The sequence below is a fragment of the Fontibacillus panacisegetis genome (genome assembly GCF_900102215.1).
GTDB lineage: Bacteria > Bacillota > Bacilli > Paenibacillales > Paenibacillaceae > Fontibacillus > Fontibacillus panacisegetis.
In genome coordinates, this window is the sequence record NZ_FNBG01000003.1 from 49445 (window position 1) to 70030 (window position 20586).

At 40.2% G+C, this 20586-nt stretch carries 17 protein-coding genes and 1 riboswitch; of the genes, 4 read left to right on the forward strand and 13 right to left on the reverse strand.

What is annotated here, in order from left to right; all coding sequences use genetic code 11:
- Window positions 1-71: 71 nt before the first annotated feature.
- Window positions 72-1466, forward strand: a complete 1395-nt coding sequence (locus BLS49_RS04230; RefSeq protein ID WP_091227001.1) for a transcriptional regulator — start codon at window positions 72-74, stop codon at window positions 1464-1466.
- Between the two features lie 216 nt (window positions 1467-1682).
- Here the strand turns inward: BLS49_RS04230 and mobB are convergent, their stop codons facing one another.
- The 5 genes from mobB to BLS49_RS04255 are packed head-to-tail and all read right to left on the reverse strand — an operon-like array spanning window position 1683 to window position 5520.
- The gene (gene mobB / locus BLS49_RS04235; protein ID WP_091227002.1) at window positions 1683-2216 is read right to left on the reverse strand and encodes a molybdopterin-guanine dinucleotide biosynthesis protein B; all 534 of its coding nucleotides are present in this window, start codon (window positions 2214-2216) and stop codon (window positions 1683-1685) included.
- Window positions 2213-3517 (reverse strand): molybdopterin molybdotransferase MoeA, encoded by a 1305-nt coding sequence (locus BLS49_RS04240; protein ID WP_091227004.1) that lies wholly within the window; start codon window positions 3515-3517, stop codon window positions 2213-2215. Before BLS49_RS04240 ends, mobB begins: the two co-directional genes overlap by 4 nt.
- Window positions 3514-3858, reverse strand: a complete 345-nt coding sequence (lpdD, locus tag BLS49_RS04245; RefSeq protein ID WP_175471305.1) for a prenylated flavin chaperone LpdD — start codon at window positions 3856-3858, stop codon at window positions 3514-3516. The genes BLS49_RS04240 and lpdD overlap by 4 nt, the downstream gene beginning before the upstream one ends.
- Before the next feature lie 37 nt (window positions 3859-3895).
- Window positions 3896-4828, reverse strand: a complete 933-nt coding sequence (locus BLS49_RS04250; RefSeq protein WP_091227005.1) for a dihydroorotate dehydrogenase — start codon at window positions 4826-4828, stop codon at window positions 3896-3898.
- A complete protein-coding gene (locus BLS49_RS04255; protein ID WP_091227006.1) occupies window positions 4825-5520 on the reverse strand; it encodes a dihydroorotate dehydrogenase electron transfer subunit in 696 nt (231 codons plus the stop codon). Before BLS49_RS04255 ends, BLS49_RS04250 begins: the two co-directional genes overlap by 4 nt.
- Window positions 5521-5698: 178 nt before the next feature.
- Between BLS49_RS04255 and BLS49_RS04260 the strand changes: the two genes are divergently transcribed.
- The gene (locus BLS49_RS04260) at window positions 5699-6505 is read left to right on the forward strand and encodes a polysaccharide deacetylase family protein (protein WP_245742267.1); all 807 of its coding nucleotides are present in this window, start codon (window positions 5699-5701) and stop codon (window positions 6503-6505) included.
- 88 nt (window positions 6506-6593) lie between these two features.
- On the opposite strand, the gene BLS49_RS04265 is transcribed toward BLS49_RS04260, so the two are convergent.
- The 4 genes from BLS49_RS04265 to BLS49_RS04280 all read right to left on the reverse strand — a co-directional run bounded on the left by BLS49_RS04265 (window position 6594) and on the right by BLS49_RS04280 (window position 10063).
- Entirely contained in the window at window positions 6594-7286 is a 693-nt protein-coding gene (locus BLS49_RS04265; protein ID WP_091227007.1) for a 3D domain-containing protein, read from the reverse strand.
- Window positions 7287-7290: 4 nt separating this feature from the next.
- A riboswitch (cyclic di-AMP (ydaO/yuaA leader) is annotated at window positions 7291-7475 on the reverse strand.
- A 321-nt stretch (window positions 7476-7796) separates the two neighbouring features.
- Window positions 7797-8519, reverse strand: coding sequence for an amino acid ABC transporter ATP-binding protein (locus BLS49_RS04270; RefSeq protein WP_091227009.1), 723 nt, complete (start codon window positions 8517-8519; stop codon window positions 7797-7799).
- On the reverse strand, window positions 8506-9168 hold the full coding sequence (locus tag BLS49_RS04275; protein ID WP_091227010.1) for an amino acid ABC transporter permease: 663 nt from the start codon (window positions 9166-9168) through the stop codon (window positions 8506-8508). The genes BLS49_RS04270 and BLS49_RS04275 overlap by 14 nt, the downstream gene beginning before the upstream one ends.
- Window positions 9169-9280: 112 nt before the next feature.
- Complete coding sequence (locus BLS49_RS04280; protein WP_091227011.1) at window positions 9281-10063, reverse strand: transporter substrate-binding domain-containing protein; 783 nt, start codon at window positions 10061-10063, stop codon at window positions 9281-9283.
- Window positions 10064-10475: 412 nt separating this feature from the next.
- Between BLS49_RS04280 and BLS49_RS04285 the strand changes: the two genes are divergently transcribed.
- The gene (locus tag BLS49_RS04285; RefSeq protein ID WP_091227013.1) at window positions 10476-12221 is read left to right on the forward strand and encodes an alpha-glycosidase; all 1746 of its coding nucleotides are present in this window, start codon (window positions 10476-10478) and stop codon (window positions 12219-12221) included.
- 206 nt (window positions 12222-12427) lie between these two features.
- Here BLS49_RS04285 and BLS49_RS04290 read toward each other — a convergent pair whose 3' ends face one another.
- The 4 genes from BLS49_RS04290 to glgB form a co-directional block, all read right to left on the reverse strand.
- A complete protein-coding gene (locus tag BLS49_RS04290; RefSeq protein WP_175471306.1) occupies window positions 12428-13570 on the reverse strand; it encodes a copper amine oxidase N-terminal domain-containing protein in 1143 nt (380 codons plus the stop codon).
- Between the two features lie 145 nt (window positions 13571-13715).
- Window positions 13716-14879: a YrpD family protein gene (locus tag BLS49_RS04295; RefSeq protein WP_091227016.1), complete on the reverse strand. Its 1164-nt coding sequence runs from the start codon at window positions 14877-14879 to the stop codon at window positions 13716-13718.
- Window positions 14880-15826: 947 nt separating this feature from the next.
- Window positions 15827-17263 (reverse strand): glycogen synthase GlgA, encoded by a 1437-nt coding sequence (glgA, locus tag BLS49_RS04305; protein WP_091227019.1) that lies wholly within the window; start codon window positions 17261-17263, stop codon window positions 15827-15829.
- Between the two features lie 14 nt (window positions 17264-17277).
- Complete coding sequence (gene glgB / locus BLS49_RS04310; protein ID WP_091227020.1) at window positions 17278-19182, reverse strand: 1,4-alpha-glucan branching protein GlgB; 1905 nt, start codon at window positions 19180-19182, stop codon at window positions 17278-17280.
- A gap of 198 nt (window positions 19183-19380) precedes the next feature.
- Between glgB and BLS49_RS04315 the strand changes: the two genes are divergently transcribed.
- Complete coding sequence (locus BLS49_RS04315; RefSeq protein WP_091227022.1) at window positions 19381-20568, forward strand: glucose-1-phosphate adenylyltransferase; 1188 nt, start codon at window positions 19381-19383, stop codon at window positions 20566-20568.
- Window positions 20569-20586 lie beyond the last annotated feature (18 nt).

Genomic DNA, 20586 nt, shown 5'->3' on the forward strand with positions numbered 1-20586 from the left:
TATGTAGTAACACGACATATGAGTTATTTCCATTTAGAAAAACTAATTTTCTTTAAAAGGTGATATTTTATATGAACAATTCAACCTCGATTCTCGAACGAGTAAATTCCTTTATTTTGCAGGAAAACTTATGCTTAAGTAAAATAGCCAAAAAAGCAGAAGTAAACGCAGGTACGCTGAGCTCTATTTTTAATAGGAACAAGATATTTACAATCGATCAGTTAGATCGGATTACCGCTGTGATGAATTTGCCTGAGGGTCATTTATATGACCAATACATTGTAGATTATTTGAATGAATCATCACCAAACTGGCGCAGAATCCGCCCCTTTCTGTATCGCTGTGCAGATTTGGACAAGCTGGACTGTATAAAAAAAGTAGTGAGTCTATTAATGGAAAATCTTATGTATGCTCCACTGTTATTTGATGTCGCAGAGGATTTTTTTCAGACTCAAAAGTTTGCCGCTGCGAGATTTTTGTATGAAAGTGTCGCTGAAAGCGAAAAGCAGCAGCATTCGGAACGACTTGCTTTGTGCAAATACAGATTATTTAATTTGAGCCTCGGAAATGATCAAATCAAAAATCAACATGCTGCTATCCAATTTGAACCCTATTTAGAACGGCTGGATGAGATTGACCAATTGGAAGCATTAAAGGATCTGGCAAATTTATATCGCTCTTTACGAGATTGGGATAAGCTCGAGGTACTGGCAAAGCGGATGGAGGAAAAAGGCAAGGCCTACTATTTCTCTAAAAGTAGATCTCACAGTAAAGATAAGATTAAAAAAACAAGCAGGCCTGCATTTGTTTATATTGCTTTCCCTTATTTACTGCTGGGGGCTGTTTATGAGGCACGTAAACAACGCGATTTGGCTTTACACTTTAATTCTTTATATGCAGATTTAGACTGGGTTAAAGAGAAGGATGAAGAAACATTATATTGGAAAAGTCTATTTAAAGAGTGGTCAGTAGCTAATATTTTTGTATCCAAGCTGTTCTTAGGAGATGTGAGTATTCTTCCAGACTATGTAGTCTATTTTGAATCCAAAGATCACGAAATTTTAGTCGCATTATTAAATATTGTTGAAGCAGCAAATCAGCATTACTATAATGTGGATGACATTCTTCAACAATTTGCATCTAATATTTCAAATTATTTGGAAAATCAAGAAGAAAGTCCCTTTTATTCATCACATATTATCTCAGATGTAACCATAAATTTATCAAACGAACTTGCGGAATATTACCTGCGTAATGAAAAATATGAAGTTGGGTATACCTATTTATTAATATGTTTAGAAAAATCATCCAAAAATAGGGATAAATCTGGTATAATCAAATGTGTAGGTTTATTTGAACTCTACAAAGATGAGGCTTCTTGTGAAGTTAAATCAACCTACCAAAAATTAATTAAAGAGGTGTATGAACATGAAAAAAAAATTAACTTATCTTCTGATGACATCTAGTCTTTTTGTTTTAATTCTCAGTCCAATTACAATCATATCAGATAATGGCAGTATAACTCCTCTTTATTTTCATGGTGGCGTTTGATTAATATTCCTGAAGAAATAGTAATGATAGACAAGCTTAAAAAATCGATTTGAAACAAGAAACCACCACAACTAGGCAATAGCCTGTTCGGTGGTTTTCCTTGTCTTTAATCTTCTTAACTACACTGTTCTCTATAAACTTCCAATCATAAAATTAACGATCTCTCTATCCTGTTTCACCTCAAACAATTGTAGACGTTCCTCTATTGACAGCGCAAGTACTAAATCTCGCTCTTTGTCATTCAGACCACGGTACACAATCCCAATAACCTGACTCAATTCTCTAACAAGTTGCATATCCTCAGTCGAAGTTACCAGAACCAATTTTGGATACTCCTCTTGTTTAAATCCTTCCAAAATGACAAGATCATACTCGCGAAAATAATCTATTAAACTCTGAACCGAAGTCTCTCGCTCCTCCATAATCGCTGTTCTCCAAGGAGATGTGATTGCTGTAGCTAAAGCGCCAGCTTGCCGCAGCTTATAGGTATCGGTTCCTTCTACATCGCTATCGAAGCCGTGAACATCATGCTTGATCACAGCTATTTTATAATTCATGTCATTAAGTATAGGGATTAGCCTTGAGATCAAGGTGGTTTTACCACTATTTTTGTAGCCTACGATTTGAATAATCTTCTGATCAGTCCTACTAGCTACCTCAATCATGTTGTACCCCTTGGCAGCTTCAGCACCTTAACCATCTCTCCTGCATGAACTCCAGTGGTCGTTGGAGGAATAACGATCAAAACATCGCTATCCTTGATTGTGATCATTACGCTTGATTCATCCAACTGAGCCGGATAGACCATAACCCTTCCATCTGAATAATCTAGTCGACCTCTTACAAAACGGGTAAAGCTGTTCACTTTACTGTAAGCTTTGCCCAATGAAGCTGAGAATTCAGGTAGGAATAGCTGTGAGCTTCCAAGCATCTTTTGAATAGCGGGTCTGACGAAAAGCTCAAATCCAACAAAACAAGCTCCAGGATTCCCCGACAGTGCAAATAGCAGCTTGCCATCCTTCACAGCAGCCGTTGTTACACTACCTGGTCTCATCTGTACCTTGTTAAATAGCATTTGGACATCATTGCCTGTAACTAAATCAGCCATAATGTCAAAATCTCCGACAGAAGCTCCACCTGTAGTTACAACGATATCGTGTTGGGCAAATGCCGCTGCAACCTTGCTGCGCGCAAGCTCCAGGTTATCCTCTATCGCATGGAGAATATATGGTTCTCCACCTGCTTCGCGTATTTGATTCGCCAGCATGTATGTGTTGCTGTTTCTTATTTTGCCATCTTGCAGTGGCTCTTCTACACTAAGCAATTCAGAACCGGTAGAGAATACCGCCACGCGCGGTCGTCTAACGACTGGAACCTGATGGATGCCAAATGTAGCCAACACCGAAATCTCGCCAGTTCCAATATGCCGTCCCTTCTCAAGAATGAGATCACCGAGGGCCAATTCCAGACCGACAGGGGTTAAGTTTTTACCTACTTCAATTTCACGTCTGATCTCAATATATTTTTTCTTCTGATGATTAGCATCCTTCTTATGGATCTCTTTCGTCATTTCAAACATAATGACTGCATCTGCTTCATCAGGAACCTTGGCGCCTGTCATAATGCGTGCTGCTGTTCCAGACACCAGCTTTACATTAGGCAGGCTTCCACAAGGTATTTCATCCACTACTTCAAGCTCAACAGGCTGCTCTGAGGAGCAACCTTTCGTATCAGTGCTAATGATAGCAAAGCCATCCATTCCTGAGCGGCGAAAATGTGGGTACGGATGCGGTGCAGTAATATTTTCCGCTAAGGTGCGTCCTTGCGCTTCTGCCAAAAGAACCCGTTCACAGTCAAGTAAACGTGCATACGGTAATATGGATGCTTGGGCTGCACTTACTTCTATAGCTTGACGACGGAATTTTTCAGCCTTTCCTCCCGCTTCGCTTCCAGCTAAATTACTCATTGTTGTGACACCTCCGACGTTAATTGCTCTAAATGGTCTTTAAACTTAGATTCTGCTATTTCCGAGACCTTCATAATTTCTTCCTTTGTTAAGTTATCATAGTGAATTCCCATAACGAGCGTTACCGTACGCTTCAGAACTTTTGCTGCTTGTCTGGCCATCTCCACACTTAAGGTATGTTCTTTATGTCCTGGGACAATTGAGGTCTGCACCTGAAGCTCCTGATCCTCATAATAAGCAGTCGATGCTGCACCAATATGTTCCTCGCCTCCGGTAACCATAATTAAAAGATCACGCCCCATGGGGAGTGATCTCACAGTAATGTCATCAAAGTTCATCATTCGCAATCTCTCCTTAGAGCACACTCTGTCCTCTATTTTATAGGATACCGCGAATTTCGTCCAAAGATGAAATATTTTCTTGAAGCATAAAGTTCTCAAGCTCTTGAAGCAGTTGCTCACCAGCTCGTAAATTGACAAAGTTATAGGTTCCGACTTGAATTACCGTTGCGCCTGCCATGATGAATTCAATAATATCGGTAGCATTGCTGATTCCCCCCATGCCGATCACTGGAATCGTAACTGCCTTGCTAACCTGATGTACCATTCGCAGCGCAATCGGTTTAATGGCTGGACCTGACAGACCCGCATATAAATTGTTGAACACACTGCGACGTTTGTATACATCTATTTTCATTGCAGAAAAGGTATTGATGAGGGAAACGCCCTCCGCCCCTTCTTCCTGACACATTGCCGCCATTCCGACAATATCCTCTGCATTCGGTGACAATTTGACTATCAAAGGCAAGGAAGTAGCTTGTCTCACCTGTCTTACAACTTCCCGCGCGGTTACAGTCTGAATGCCATAAGCCATTCCGCCTGCTTTGACATTGGGGCATGAGATGTTCAATTCAATAATATCTACAGCTTTACGCCCTTCACGTTCTCTATTCATGTTATCTTCATTAATTAGAGCTGCACCCTCAACGTACTCTTCAATCGTGTTGCCACCCAAATTTACGATCCGTGCAATATCAAGCTTTTCCCATCTGGAACATTCCTGTTGCAAAAAAGCACGTACACCAGGGTTCTCCAAGCCAACACTGTTAAGCATGCCTGAAGGTGTCTCATACACTCGTATCCCGTCATTACCTTCTTTGGGATGCAGAGTTAATCCTTTACCCGATATGCCTCCAAGCCGATTAATATCATAATACTTAGCATATTCTTTACCAAAACCAAATGTACCCGAAGCCATAACGATCGGATTTTTAAAATCAACGCCTGCAATCGTACAATGTAAATTGGTCATTCAAAAACCACCTCCTCCGCGAGAAATACCGGGCCGTCGGCGCATGCCTTTTTACGACCATCCTTACATTTCACGCTGCATACGAGGCAGGCTCCTATGCCACAGGCCATTCTATTTTCAAGAGAAACGTAGATCTTCGCTTTACTTCCTGATTCAATCTGTTTACGCTGTACCGCATGTAACATAGGATGTGGACCACAGGTATAAATCGTATCGTAAGCATTGAAGTCAACTGAATTTAAAATTATTCCACCAATATCAACATAAACATTGCCTGTGGTAGCCTTACGAAATTCATCAACCATGTAAGAATCTCGGCTAAATCCTAAATATACGTCAGCATTTTTGATTTCACGTAGTGCATAATAGAACGGTGCAATTCCGATACCACCGCCGATAAAAGCGGTTTTTCCCGTTGGTTTCTCAAAACCGTTGCCAAATGGTCCTTCTAACGAAATAGGATCGCCAGTTTCCAAACGAGAAAACATTTCAGTACCTTCACCAGCTACAATATACAGAAATTCAATAACATCCCTGGAGATGTCGAAAATGCTTATGGGTCTGGACAACAGGGGATATCGATCCCAAGCTCGCAACATATAGAATTGCCCCATGCGACCTCCATCATGTCCTTTAACTGCTAATCTAAATACTCCTGGTGCTACTTGTACATTAGACAACACTTCTGCCACGCCGCTCACTCTCCTCTATCTCTCCGTATCTAAATATCTAGTATCGCTCATTATAAAATGCAATTTTTAAGTAAACAAGTCTGTGATAAACGTCACACTGCTGTTGATTGACATAATCTGGCCTTAAATCGGGAATAATTATTTTTACCATTGTTACGTGAAAAGGAGAGGTATAGCTATGTCCAACAAAATAATGCGCCTACGGTTGCTAGTGACAACTCTTGTCATTATTTTGATCACACTAGTCACTTGCCATGCTACCGTACAAGCCCATCATAAGCCAGTCACTGAGGACATGGCCACCGAAACTTCCAATTCAGTTGAAGAACCGCTCAGCCTTGGAGAGCTGAGAAAAAAATATTCCGAAACCTTCAAATTCAGAGGCCCTGAGGTAAAACAAATTGCTTTGACATTTGATGATGTCCCTGACCCCCGCTTTACACCAAAGGTTCTCGAAATCCTTCGTAAGCAAGGTGTTAAAGCAACTTTTTTTGTTGTTGGCAGTCGGGCACAGAAGCACCCTGATTTGTTGCGGCAAATCCATCAAAACGGTCATCTTATCGGCAACCACTCCTATAGTCATCCTCAGTTCAAAAACCGTTCGGTTAAACAGTTTCAAAACGAAATTCAGCGCACCGAAAAAATTATTCAGAGAACCATAGGATATCGTCCCAAGCTTATTCGACCTCCATACGGTGAGATCAATGAAGGACAAGTCAAATGGGCGAAGTTAAACGGGTACAAAATTATAAATTGGAATGTAGATTCACTGGACTGGAAAGGGCTTGGGAAGGAGAAGGTGAAGGCTAACATTTTAAATGCTGTCGGCCCTGGATCTATTGTGCTGCAGCATGCCGGCGGCGGAGTAGGCTCCAATCTTAGCGGTTCCATTGATGCACTACCTGATGTTATACAGTCGCTGCGAGCGAAAGGATATCATTTTGTAACTTTAGATGAGCTGCTTCATACAAAGAAATATAAGTAGCCAGTACTATAAAAGAGAGGAATGGATATGGGCTTATGCCTCATTATCCATTCCTCTAACTTTTTTGAGATATATCGAAACAAGTAAATTATTGAAGGATATACAATTTGACATCCTGGAAACCGAAAGTGCTCACTGTTTGTGCACTGCCTGGAATGAAAATGTCGATACGATGTCCTTTTATAGCTCCACCCTGATCTGTCGCAGTAGCTACGAATGCTTTATCAGGAAGATTGTTGTGACTGTGTCCTGTAACCAACACTTTAGTACCCATTGGAATAACACTCGGATCAACTGCGATTGTGCCAAGCTCTAACGGTTTGCCAAAGTAATCAACAGCTCCCCATTTACCATTCTCACTTGCTGCGGCGGAGTATGCGGTTGCTGTGACATTAACGGTTTTGGAATATTTGAAGGTTTTTCCCCATGCTTCAACGACTTTATCACTAGATAGTACTTTAAGTGACGGCAATATAGTAGCAGTGCCAGTGGAATTCGCATTAGCCGATGCTGCAGATACAATTGCGTTAGAGTTATTGCCTGCGTCTGGAACAGTAATTTGCAGTCCCTCATAAATGTTGTTCTCTTTGACCGATGGATTCGCACTCATTAGCTTGTCTAAACTCACACCATACTGCTTGGAGAGTTTGTAAAACGTGTCCCCCTCCTTCACACTATGTATTGAATCTGCATGAACAGGTACTGTCTGTAACAAACCTGCCAAGCCTACTGCAATAACTGCTGCTCTGATCGTTCTTGTAAATCCTGGATGTTTACTCATGTTGTCCTCCTTTTTATATCACCTGCGGAGTTAGTTGTCGGATTCGGGAAAAAGGATTACACCCTACGCAACGTTTGCGCTTCACCCCAAGAAGGCCATCACCAGTTCAAAGAGCATTTGCTCTACATTTGTGGCTCTTCATAAATCGTCCCCCGCACTTGCTTCAGCAAGTTTTGGCTATTTGAATATATCACAATTTTGTTACCTTTTGACCATGAAAATGTTACCAAAGCGTTGAAACCATTGATGTATATAGGTTTTTAAAGGTAAACTTTTTGTAAAAAATAAATTATTTCCGTTTTTTTATGCGGACACCAGCATCGTTATTGTTGTGATTTTTGGTGATTCCAAGTTTGCCGCTCATCCTCCCGTTTGCCGCTCCACCCCACCATTTCTGTTCTTCTTCTCATTGTTGCCCACATCCCTATTACTCTTGTTCCCACAATTAAAAAACGAAGCTTCCACGCAAGTTGTATTACTTGCGCTAAGCTTCGTTTCAATCAAAATCCTTTACAGCACCTTACTAAGAAAATCCTGAGTCCGCTGGTGCTTAGGTGCATTGAAAACTTCCTGTGGAGTACCCTGTTCCATAACAATTCCTTGATCCATAAAAATAATCCGATCGCCTACTTCTCGAGCAAAGCCCATTTCATGGGTTACGATCACCATCGTCATTCCACGTTCTGCAAGCTTCTTCATAACATCAAGCACTTCTCCGACCATTTCAGGGTCAAGCGCAGACGTCGGCTCATCAAACAGCATTACATGAGGCTCCATGGCAAGTGCGCGAGCGATTGCAATGCGCTGCTTCTGTCCACCGGACAGCTGAGAAGGGTAAGCATCTCGCTTGTCCTCAAGGCCAACTGTACGAAGCAGATCAACAGCGATGGCTTCTGCTTTGGCCTTATCAAGCTTTTTGACCCGGATGGGTGCCATCGTAATGTTATCCATTACCGTTTTGTGCGGAAACAGATTAAACTGCTGGAACACCATCCCCATTTTTTCACGCGTATTGTTAATGTTGTGACGTTTATCGGTAATAGATTTACCTTCGAACTTAATCTCGCCATCTGTTGGTTGCTCCAAAAGATTCAAGCAGCGCAGAAAAGTACTTTTACCTGAACCACTAGGTCCGATGACGACAACAACCTCCCCTTTTTTAATTTCGAGGTCAATGCCTTTCAAAATGTGAAGGGGCCCAAAGTTTTTATGCAAATTTTTAACGGTGATCACTGGCCTTCAACTTCCTTTCGAACACGCCCAAAATACGGGAGAGGGTAAATGTCAAAATAAAGTACATGATCGCAGCGATCAGATAAGGTGTCATAGGGTCATAAGTAATACCGACAATAACACCGGACTGGAATATGATTTCAGTTACCCCGATCATCGATACAATGGATGATTCCTTAATAATCGTAATAAACTCATTACCGATCGCAGGAAGAACGGATTTTAACGCTTGTGGAATGATGATAAATCGCAAAGTCATCCCTTTGCTCATGCCAAGAGAACGAGCAGCTTCACCTTGCCCACGGTCCACCCCTTCAATACCTGCTCTGAATATTTCCGCAAGGTAAGCGGAGCTGTTGATAGTAAGTGTTATGGCCCCCGATTCGATGGGGCTGAAGCTAACACCCAGTACAGTAGCGAAACCGTAATGTATAATGAGCAACTGAACGAGCATCGGCGTACCACGTAGAAATTCTACCCAGGCATGACCGAAAAAACGAACGATTTTCCAAGAAGACATTCTGAGCAGGGCAATGATGAGTCCTAATACAAAACCGCATAATACACCGATCGCCGCCAATATCAGTGTGTATTGCACACCCGTGAGGAAATAGCTGCGGTATTCCCAAAACATAGTAAACAATTCCATGAATTTAATCGACCTCCTATTTAACAACTTAATGCCAATTGGCAAAAAAACAGAAAACAGCGAACAGCTTCGCTATTTTCTGCAGGACATTCAGTAAACGCTAAATTCGCAACTATTTCTTCTCAGCAAGAGCACTGGCTTCTGCAACGAATTTATCAATGCTGCCATCAGCAATCAGACGATCCAATGTAGTGTTGACTTGATCAAGCATTTCTTTGTTGCCCTTTTTCACACCAACCACATAACCTTCATCCTCATTTGCAGGCTTCGCATCGGTAATTGTAATGCCATCAACTTGTTTCACAAACGATTCAGCAACAGGTCCTTCAAGCACTGCAACATCTACACGGCCAGAAGTAAGCTGCAGCACGATATCAGAAATTTTAGATAATGAAGTTAATTTTGCGTTAGGAATTTCTTTAGCGATATCCTCTTGAATCGAACTCTTTTGAACACCGATCTTCAAGCCTTCAAGTGATTCCATCGTAGTATATTTGTCTTTGTCAGCAGTACGGGATACTACCGATTGTTCCGCTTTGTAATAAATCTTGGACATGTCGATTTGTTTCAGGCGCTCTGGTTTAGGGCTCAGACCCGAAATAACGAGATCTACACGGCCGCTCTCCAATTCGTTAAGCAGGGATTCAAATTTCATATCCTTGATTTCTACTTCTGCGTTCAAATCCTTTGCAATTTCCTTTGCGATTTCAACGTCAAAACCTACAACCTCATCTTCGCCTTTTTCATTTTTGATGTGGAATTCATATGGCGGGAAGTCGGCACTCATGCCTACAATAATTTTTTTGCCTGCAGTGTTTGATTTATCGTTACCGCACGCTGCGAGTACACTTGTTACCATCAATAACGCTACAAATAATATGCCCCATTTTTTCATTTGTCTCTCTCCTGTCTGCTTATGTCGAAATATGTTATTCCGAACTACTGGGCTAATTATAAAGCAATATGCATATATATGCAAAGGATTTTTCAAGTAATTCATTTTATTTTCACACTTGAAAGTTTATAACCGCTATTTTTACTGTTTGTATAATAAAACTGTGGTTAATAATTTAAATGCTTAATAAACTGAGCAAAATCGTTGGATTACATAAAATTTTACATAAAAAATCAAATATTCAATTCTAATAATACAGTTACAATACATCATTTCAGCAAACCTCATTCTTGGATTATTATGTATATTAATATTAATAACGTGCATAAAACTTCTATCCGTATACATTCATGATGTATAAAAAGATCGGGAATAATGTATATCAAAATAGTTAAAAAGAGGTGCGCCCTGTATGCTGTTAGAAGCGCTATATCATGTTCCCCGAGATAAATGGGCTTACGCTTATGATGTTAAGACCATTCATTTACGTTTTCGTACCAAAAGAGACGATGTCGCTGAGGTACATGCTCTAACTGGAGACAAATATAACTGGGGAGGAACATTTCAAGAACTCCCGATGGAAAAAGCCGCTCATGACGGTATGTTTGACTATTGGGAGGTGGACGTCAGACCTAGGTATAAACGATTGGCTTATGCTTTCAAACTGAGCTCCGGCAATGAAACAGTGTATATGCTCGACACAGGTATACAGCACGAGCCCCCTGCCCCTCCAGGTGAATTGTTCGAGTTTTCTTATATTCATGAAATTGATGTTTTTAAAGTGCCGGAGTGGGCAAAACAAGCTGTATTTTACCAAATCATGCCGGAGAGATTTGCTAACGGCGATCCGTCCAATGATCCTGATACGGTCGAGCCCTGGGGTGGAAAACCTACTCGTCTTAACTTCTTTGGTGGTGATTTAAAAGGAGTGCTGGATCATCTGGACTATTTGTCCGAACTTGGAATTAATGCGATTTATTTTACACCGTTATTCGTTGCTCCCTCTAACCATAAATACGATACAGTGGATTACAAGCTGGTTGATCCTCATTTTGGAACCAATGAGACTTTACGTGAATTAGTTGAAGCATGTCATAAGGTGGGGATTCGCGTGGTTCTTGATGCCGTTTTTAACCATAGCGGAGAACATTTTCCTCCTTTTCAAGACGTGTTGAAAAACGGTGAGAAATCGAAATACAGAGACTGGTTTCATATCAACCAGTTTCCTCCCGAAGTAAAGGATGGTATTCCTTCGTACGATACCTTTGGTTTTTTTGGGAATATGCCAAAATTCAACACCGCAAATCCGGAGGTTAAACAATATTTATTAGGTGTTGCAGAATATTGGATCAGAGAAATCAAGCTTGATGGATGGCGGCTTGACGTGGCAAATGAGGTTGATCATCACTTTTGGCGGGATTTCCGTCAGGTTGTTAAACAAGCAAATCCTGAGGCGTATATCATTGGTGAGGTTTGGAGTGATTCACTGAATTGGCTGCTTGGCGATCAATTTGATTCAGTGATGAACTATCCTTTTGCAGACAAAGTTCTGGAATTTTTTTGCGGGGGCATGGATGGATACAACTTTTCCAATGAGATGGGCTCACTTATCATGCGCTACCCTCAGCAGACAAATGAAGTCGTCTTCAATATGCTGTGCAGTCATGATACTCCCCGCCTGCTGACAAGGGTAGGCAATGACAAAAGAAAGCTGAAGTTGTGTGTCGTGTTTCTGTTCACATATATCGGAACACCATGTATTTTTTATGGCGATGAGGTTGGTATTTTGGGCGATAGTGATCCGGATTGCCGTAAATGCATGGAATGGGATCAAGCCAAGCAGGATCGTGAGCTGCACGATTTTTATAAGCTGATGATTCATCTTCGCAAGCAACATAACGCTCTTAGACAAGGACGATTTCGTTTTTTACAAGCGACAAGCAATGATCCTTGCATCGTGTATGAACGTCTGGACGACAAAATGCATTTTACGGTATGGATGAACAATACAGATAAGCCGAGAACGTTATCACATCCAATGGAGACCGAGGATTGGCGTGATGCTTTGAGTAATGAAATCGTCAAGCCCAAGAACAAAATGATGAACATAAGCCTTGACCCGTTCGCTTTTAGAATTCTTTACAGACATTTAACCTAACAAAAATGGACTACCCCCAAAGCTTAAGCCATGACGGTTGAAAGCTCTTTGGGGGTATTTAGTGCTGTATTCACCTTACGATGACACTAAACTGATCTCTCTTATTTATACTTATAACCTCAGTAAAGAAGTTGTTCTATAGTCTAATACAATTATAAGAATAACAAAGCCGATCATATGCATTGAGAACACTGGGCAAGCTTTGTTTAATTAGGGATATTGAATTGGAGAGAAGATACCTCATTACTGAACCACCATTCTGTAAAAGTAAGAGTCAATTTTTGACCATCTCTTTTAATAAATGAAAGTCCATCTCCTTGGAAGCTCATATCGGTCTTATCCCATGTATCAACCCTCTGCTGTTGTTCTTTGGTCAACAGTGTCTTGTACAAAGCAACTGCTTCGTTTGTACTCCGATCTATTAACCACAACGTTCCATAGGGATGTGCTTTCACAAGTAAATAGTCATCAAATACCGCCTCGACGTTAAAAGTATTCTCATCTAAATTGGTTAACTTAGCTAAGTCAAAGCTTTTATTGATTGAACCATTTGGATTTACAAATATTACAGTTGAACCATCTCGCATGATAACTTCCCCGTTGTGCTCAACTTGGTTACTATCAACTATACCATCAAAATATCTTACCAATGCTGTTTTAACTATTTTTGAATCATGAATCAATATTTGATAATGATCTCTCAACGCTAATGTAGTGCCGCCATGCCTAGTTATGTTAAACAAATAAGTATCAGGATCAATAAGAGTTATTGAACTGTATAGAGGGCTAATACCTTCAATTTTGAATGTTGTATCTCCCAACTTTGAAATCGATTTATTATTGAATAAGGCATATACACTACCAGAGTGATTATCTAACCAGAAATATTCTCCATTAGAGGATGCGCTAGTAAGTTGTTCACCTGTGGTTACACTAACCAAGGACTCTTTAGCATTCCATGAAACATCAATACCAAATGCAGTTACAGTGAAACGAAGTGGAACGTAAGTTACACCCTGCATAACAAAAGGAGGGGAATCAAACGAAATAGCTTTGTCATTAACTTTAGCGCTCTTGGAGCCAATGTTCAGACTAATGGTTGTTTCTGGTCGTTGAATCGTAATCGTATTTGTTTTCTTGTTCCATACAGTCACGCCTTGCAGAAGATCAGTGGTCTTTCTAAGCGGAAGATAAACTCTCCCCTCCTTAACGATAACTTTCACTTCTGGAAGGGAATTATCATTCCATATGACTTGAATAGGAGGTGCTACATCAGCATGTACTCCTTGCGAAAAAAAAGATGGCAAACAAAAAGCAACAAATAAGGTATATAAAATCTTTTTCCACATTACAATCGCATCCATTTCTATTGAATTTTATTACTACGACTAATCCATATAAACAAACGTTAAATTCTTACTTAAAGTTACATTATATGGATAATAAAAGAGAAGTTCATTAAATTGAACTTCTCCCACTTTGGTTGGAATTCATTTAAGGATTTGAAACAGTAATTGTTGCTGTACCAGTGCCAACAGTAATAGTAGCGTAATCTGCTCCATCAGCTACTGGTGTTTTTGTAACACCATCAACATTTACTCCAGTAAATTTAGCATAGCTTTTACCTTTGACTGAATCTGATCCTGCTATTGTTGCTAAAAGTTTCCATTTTGTTACTGACGAGACATTAGTTCCTGCTACTTCTACTATGGAAGTAAGGAATGTTTCTTTTTGAGAATAACAATTTACATCACTACATATTGCAGTACCTAATTGCGATAATCGTGTATTTCCATTTACATTTCTGTAAATGGTCATCGTTACATTCGAACCCATTTTAAATCCATTTTGATCATTAACTACATTGTTAGAAGGTAGATGAGTACCAAAACCAAAAGTGTTATCAGCACTCCATTTTAAGTATGGTTTCCATTTAAATGTTCCATTATTATTCTTACTATATTGAAGCCCCATATCTGTTTCAATGGAAGCCCCCGACGACTTCATGCCACTGAATCCAGAGTAGATATAGGCTATCCCCGTTTGCGTATTGCCCATTTGAGTAGTAGTAGGGAGTGTAACTGTACTGGTAATATAGTTCCCATTTCCAGCTATTTTGACTCTTCCACCAATTCCGTCTGGAAGGTAATTAGCTGAAAGAACATTAAATAAACCGATTTCTTGTGCATTAACTAATTCGTTATCTTGTGTATTAATAAAATCGTTATCTTGTGCATTAACCAATTCGTTATCTTGTGCATTAACCAATTCGTTATCTTGTGTATTAATAAAATTATTATCTTGTGCATTAGATGTATCAACAGTGCTTTCGATATCAAAAACTTGTAGAGTTTCCTCTTCATCAGGAGTCATTTCATAAAAATACCCCGTATCTCCCTCAATTAAAAAATAGTTGATAAGTTGATTAGTATCATCAATCAGCTGTCTATTACTATGTTTATTATTTTCTTTAGTTTCTTTAGCTACTTCTCTGGATTGCTGAACAATTGAATCAATTTTTGATTGGCTAATAGTTTTTATAGACATATTTTTCACTTCTGGGCTGAGTGCTTCTTTTGCTTTTACAACATCAGTGGAACCTAGCAAACTAGTAGATAATAAAACCGTTAAATAGAACAAAATGAGAATCTTTTTCAATTTACCAACTTCTTTCCATGGGATATATTATAAATTATCCACACATTACCATGTTTGTCAATATATTAATATAGTTGCCAAATACCATTGACATTTCCACCTAAGGATTAGACATTTGAGTAATGTCGATAGATTTCTAAAGTGCATTTTTGGGGCAATCAAAAGTTCTCCTTCAGTATGTCTAATTAAGTCTTTCCTCCTCTGTTATATTATTCTAAAATATAGTAGCGTTATATGTTTCATTACTTGAGCCAAACGTTCAGTTTGTGCTAGTGTATCGTAAATTCCTTCTAATGAAATGTAAATTACAAAGTATAGTCACATGTTTGCGTTTTCTGCATCTTCACAATTTTCTTCATATCAAATTTCGTTCCATGAAAATGTTATATGTTAGATATGTAAGACATTCAAATTCTAAGAAAACATGAGCATTTAAGAGAAAAGTGATACTCCATAGAGGGAGGTTAAGATAGTCTCAAACTTATCCTATTTATGATAAATTTAGTAAATATTTAAGGTAATACTTTTGCTGAACTATATTGCAATAAACAACCTAGGAACAAATAAGGCTTGTAATCGGTATTATTCATCCCGATCGAGTATCAGTGTAATATGTTTTCTTTGAACACAGTACTGCAAAAGGCATGTGCTTGAAACAAAACTGGTTAGAAAACTGGCTTGCAAATGAAAAAATTCATCAAGGACATTTACCTATGACGAATGCTTTTTGATTTTAGGACCGCAACAACTTCAGGCGAATAAATGACACACTTCACCCGTCGTGCAATAACAATTTAATATCAAATTTCCTTAGTAAATTGATTAAAAATAACTCGTTCACCAATATGATGAATAACTGAAGAGTCCAATACATAACAAAAAGTTTGCGGTGTTTATTAGTAAGTATAAGATAACCACACGGCAATCTTATGAGTAAATAACAACCTTCATTCTCTTGCTCTGATTTGATCATAAATGGCCTCATATTGCTGTGCTGAACGATCCCAGCTATAATCTCCGCTAAATGCATTTTTTACGATGTTTTTCCACACTTTAGGCTGATTGTAAAAAGAGGCAGCTCTACGCAGCGTATACATTAAATCATGCGCGTTGTAGTTTCGAAATGTAAAACCGTTACCCTCGCCTGTAATTTCGTTGTAGGAATGTACGGTATCATTTAACCCTCCAGTCTCTCTAACGACAGGGATGCTTCCATAACGCAACGCCAATAGCTGACTGATTCCACATGGCTCAAATCTTGAAGGCATCAGGAACATGTCGCTTCCAGCATAAAACCTGCGAGATAATCCTTCACTGAATTGAATGCGTACCGCCAATTTTTCGGGATGGCGATAAACCGCTTCTTTGAACCAATCCTCATACGCTCTGTCGCCTGTTCCTAAAATGATAAACTGGACATTGTCATAATAGAGCCATTCATCCATCATTCTGATCACAAGCTCCAAGCCTTTAGGCTCAACGAGACGTGTAACCATAGCTACAAGCGGTACATTAGATGTAACCGGCAATCCTAATTCAGCTTGAAGCAGAAGCTTATTTTCTCGTTTTTTCGGCAGACTTGTCCTGTATCTTACCGATATATCCTGATCTGAGGCCGGATTATAAATCGATGTATCGATCCCGTTTACAATGCCGGATAACCGCCCTGCTAAGGATCGTAGAAGACCATCCATTCCGTATCCGTAGTACTCGCTTCGAATTTCATTCGCATATGTAGGGCTAACGGTAGTTACATGATCGGCAAATACAAGCCCTGCCTTCATAAAGCTGACGTTGCCATTATATTCAACACCCTCGGAGGTAAAATAATCATGTGGCAAACTTAACAAATCACCCAGAACCTCGTACGGAAAAACTCCTTGATATAGCAAATTATGAATCGTGAACACGGTGCGAATCTTCCTGTACTTTTCTTGATCCCGATAATGCTCACGCAGCAATAATGGAATCATCGCTGTGTGCCAGTCATGGCAGTGCAGTATATCAGGAATGAAATCAATGATAGGCAATATTTCAAGGATCGCCCGGTTCAAAAAAGCAAAACGTTCTCCGTCATCCCAATGACCGTATACGCCATCGCGTCCAAAATAGTACTCATTATCGATAAAATATACAGGAATACCCTCATGATAAAGGAACTGAATCCCTCCGTATTGTATGCGCCAGCCTACTGGAACAACTGTTTCGGCTACAAGCTCAAGGTTACACAAATGGGCTCTGTTCATATCCTTGTATTTTGGCAGCACAATTCTAACGTCATGCCCTGCCTGCTTTAAAGCTTTGGGCAACGCACCAATAACATCAGCCAAACCTCCGGTCTTGATGAACGGTCCGACTTCTGCGGCAGCGAACAATATTTTCATGGAGTCGTTCTCCTTTATTTTTTCTTTGGTTCTCTTGTGATTTGCCAGATCGACATGCTTAATGGCGGTAAAGTTAATGTGAGGCTATGTGTTCGATTGTGCCAAGGGACTTTTTCAGCTTTCACAATATATTTCTCTTCACCTTGACCTCCAAAGACCTGGGCATCACTATTGAAAATTCTTGAATAAACACCACGCTTTGGAACCCCTATTCGATAGTTTTCCCTAATTTCCGGTTGAAAATTGATTATAATGAACAATGTATCGCTTATTTTTTTTCCTTTACGTAAATAACAAATTACACTCTGCGAATTATCGTCCGGATTTATCCATTCATACCCCTTGAATTCATGATCCAACTCCCAGAGAGCCGGCTGCTGTTTATAGAAATGATTGAGCGCTGCTGTGTATGTCTGCATCTTTCGATGGCTATCGTAATCGAGCAAAAGCCAATCCAGTTCGTGCTGATCTCTCCACTCTATAAATTGGCCGAATTCACCTCCCATAAACATCAGCTTTTTCCCCGGAAAAGTGATCTGATAACCGATGAGCAGTCGTAATCCGGCAAATTTTTGTTCATAAGTGCCAGGCATTTTATCCAGAAGCGATTTTTTACCATGAACTACCTCATCATGAGATAACGGAAGTGTAAAATTTTCTGAATAAGCGTAGCAAATCGGGAATGTTAGCAGATTATGATGTCCAGGCCGATCCCGAAACGGTGTCTCAATGTATGCCAATGTATCGTTCATCCAGCCCATATTCCATTTGTAGTTAAACCCTAATCCGCCTTGTTCGACAGGAGCTGATACTAGCGGCCATGCGCTTGATTCCTCGGCCATCATAAGTGCATTCGGGAAGTATTGAAATACAACCTGATTTAATTGCTGAAGAAAAGCGATGGCCTCCAGATTCTCTACACCGCCATGATGATTTCGCCTAAACCTCCCTTCTTCTTTTTCAAAATCAAGCCGAAGCATGCTTGTCACCGCATCAATTCGAAGTCCATCAAAATGATATTGATCCAGCCAGTATATTGCATTGGAGATAAGGAATGATCGAACCTCCGGCTTGTCAAAATCAAAGCTTAACGTTCCCCAGCCCGGCTTGTCAGCCTTTTGATGATCACTGTATTCAAATAAAGGAGTTCCGTCGAATAACCTCAAACCATGAGCATCCCTCGTAAAATGTCCAGGAACCCAATCCAGCAAAACCCCGATTCCAGCCATGTGACAACAATCTACAAAGTACATCAAATCCATTGGTTCTCCATACCGGCTTGTCGGGGCAAAATAACCTGTAATTTGATATCCCCACGATAAATCATAAGGATGCTCACATAGGGGCATAATTTCAATATGAGTGTATCCCATCTGTACCACATAAGGGATTAGGAGGTCGGCCATTTCACGGTAGCTGTAGTAAGATCCGTCTTCTTTTTGCTTCCAGGTACCGAAATGCAGTTCATAAATGTTTAGTGGTTTCTGGTAAGGGGCACATTTCCCCGCAAGCCATGATGAATCATGCCATTGATAACCTTCTATCGACTTCACAATCGAAGCGGTCGCGGGTCGAACTTCTGCATAGAAAGCATACGGATCGGATTTTAAGAAAATGCTGCCATCCTGAGCAGTCACTTCATATTTGTAAAAACTGCCTTCGTGTACATTCGGAAAAAAGCGACTCCAAATTCCCGAATCGGGAACCTTATATAATAAATCGTTCTCTCCTCTCCATCCGTTCCAATCGGACGCTATGGAGACTTGACGCGCATTCGGAGCCCATACCGTAAATCGTACACCCTGCACACCGTTTTCTTCACATAGGTGGGACCCCAGCGTCCGGTAGCTGTGGAATAGTGTTCCCTGGTGAAACAGGTAAATATCTGTTTGCGATACAACATTCAAATTTGGATTCATTAGCTCTCATCACCTGCTCTTTTTTTACTCTTAGTTCTATTCCACTACTTACACATAATTTCCAATTAAGATTATAATTTAGCATTTTGAAAAAAATTAATGTAATATTTTCTTCCGTTTTTCATATTTTTAATTTCAACCACATGATCTAGTTTATGTAAGAACTGCCCAGACAAAACCACACGGAGGGGAAAACAGATGATTAAAAAAAACTGTATTGCAATGTTACTGGCAGGAGGAGAAGGCCGCAGATTATCACCCTTAACATCGAAGCTGGCAAAGCCAGCGGTTCCTTTTGGCGGTCATTATCGTATTATCGATTTTCCTCTCAGCAACTGTGTCAATTCAGGAATCGATACGATCGGTGTACTAACACAATACGAAGCGGAATCACTTCATGATCATATCGGCGACGGAGATGCGTGGAAGCTCCCTCGATCAAATACGGGTGGTATTTCCCTCCTACCTGCATATGATACGGGCTCTCCAGAATATGCTGGAACAGCGGACGCCATTTTTAAAAATATTGATTTTGTCGATGGGCATAATCCTGAAAACGTACTTATTTTGTCTGGTGATCATATTTACCACATGGATTATCGAGACATGCTGCAATCTCATATATTGTCTGGAGCAAGTGCAACAATTTCGGTCATGCCTGTGCCTTGGGAGGAAGCGCATCGATTCGGCGTAATGTCCAAGGATGAAAAATCACGTATTACAGAATTTGCCGAAAAACCGAAGGAGCCTAAAAGCAATTTGGCCTCTATGGGCATTTATTTATTTAAATGGGATTTTCTTAAACAGCATTTACTTGAGGATTCTTTAGATGCCAATTCGAGCCATGATTTCGGTAAAAATGTTATCCCGGCTATGCTGGAGGCGAATCATCGACTCCATGCTTACGAATTCAAAGGTTATTGGCGTGACGTTGGAACAGTCCACAGCTTATGGGAAGCTCACATGGATCTGTTATCAGGGGATACTGGTTGGAAATTAATAAATGAAAAGTGGCCAATGTATACGAGTGGTCAATATAGAGGAAATGACTCATTAAGTCTTGAGCAATCCGATTTGCAAGGTTATGCAGAGCGATCAGTCATTTTTGGAGGAACAGAAATCGGGCGATATACAAAAATTAAGGATAGCGTCATTATGCCTAACGTAACGATCGGCCGGAATGTACACATTGAAAGGGCAATTATCGGTGAAGGTGCAGTTATCAAGGACGGGGCGGTCATCAAAGGAACTGGTCACGATATCTTCGTAGTTGGACCAAACGAGACGGTTGCTTCCAAGCCAGCGGTTCTTCCGCAGCCTTCCAGATTGCTTAAGGAAGTATACGATACCGCTAATCGACTGCTTGCTGAAGGACTGTCATCTTGAAGAGCAGTTAACATAAAT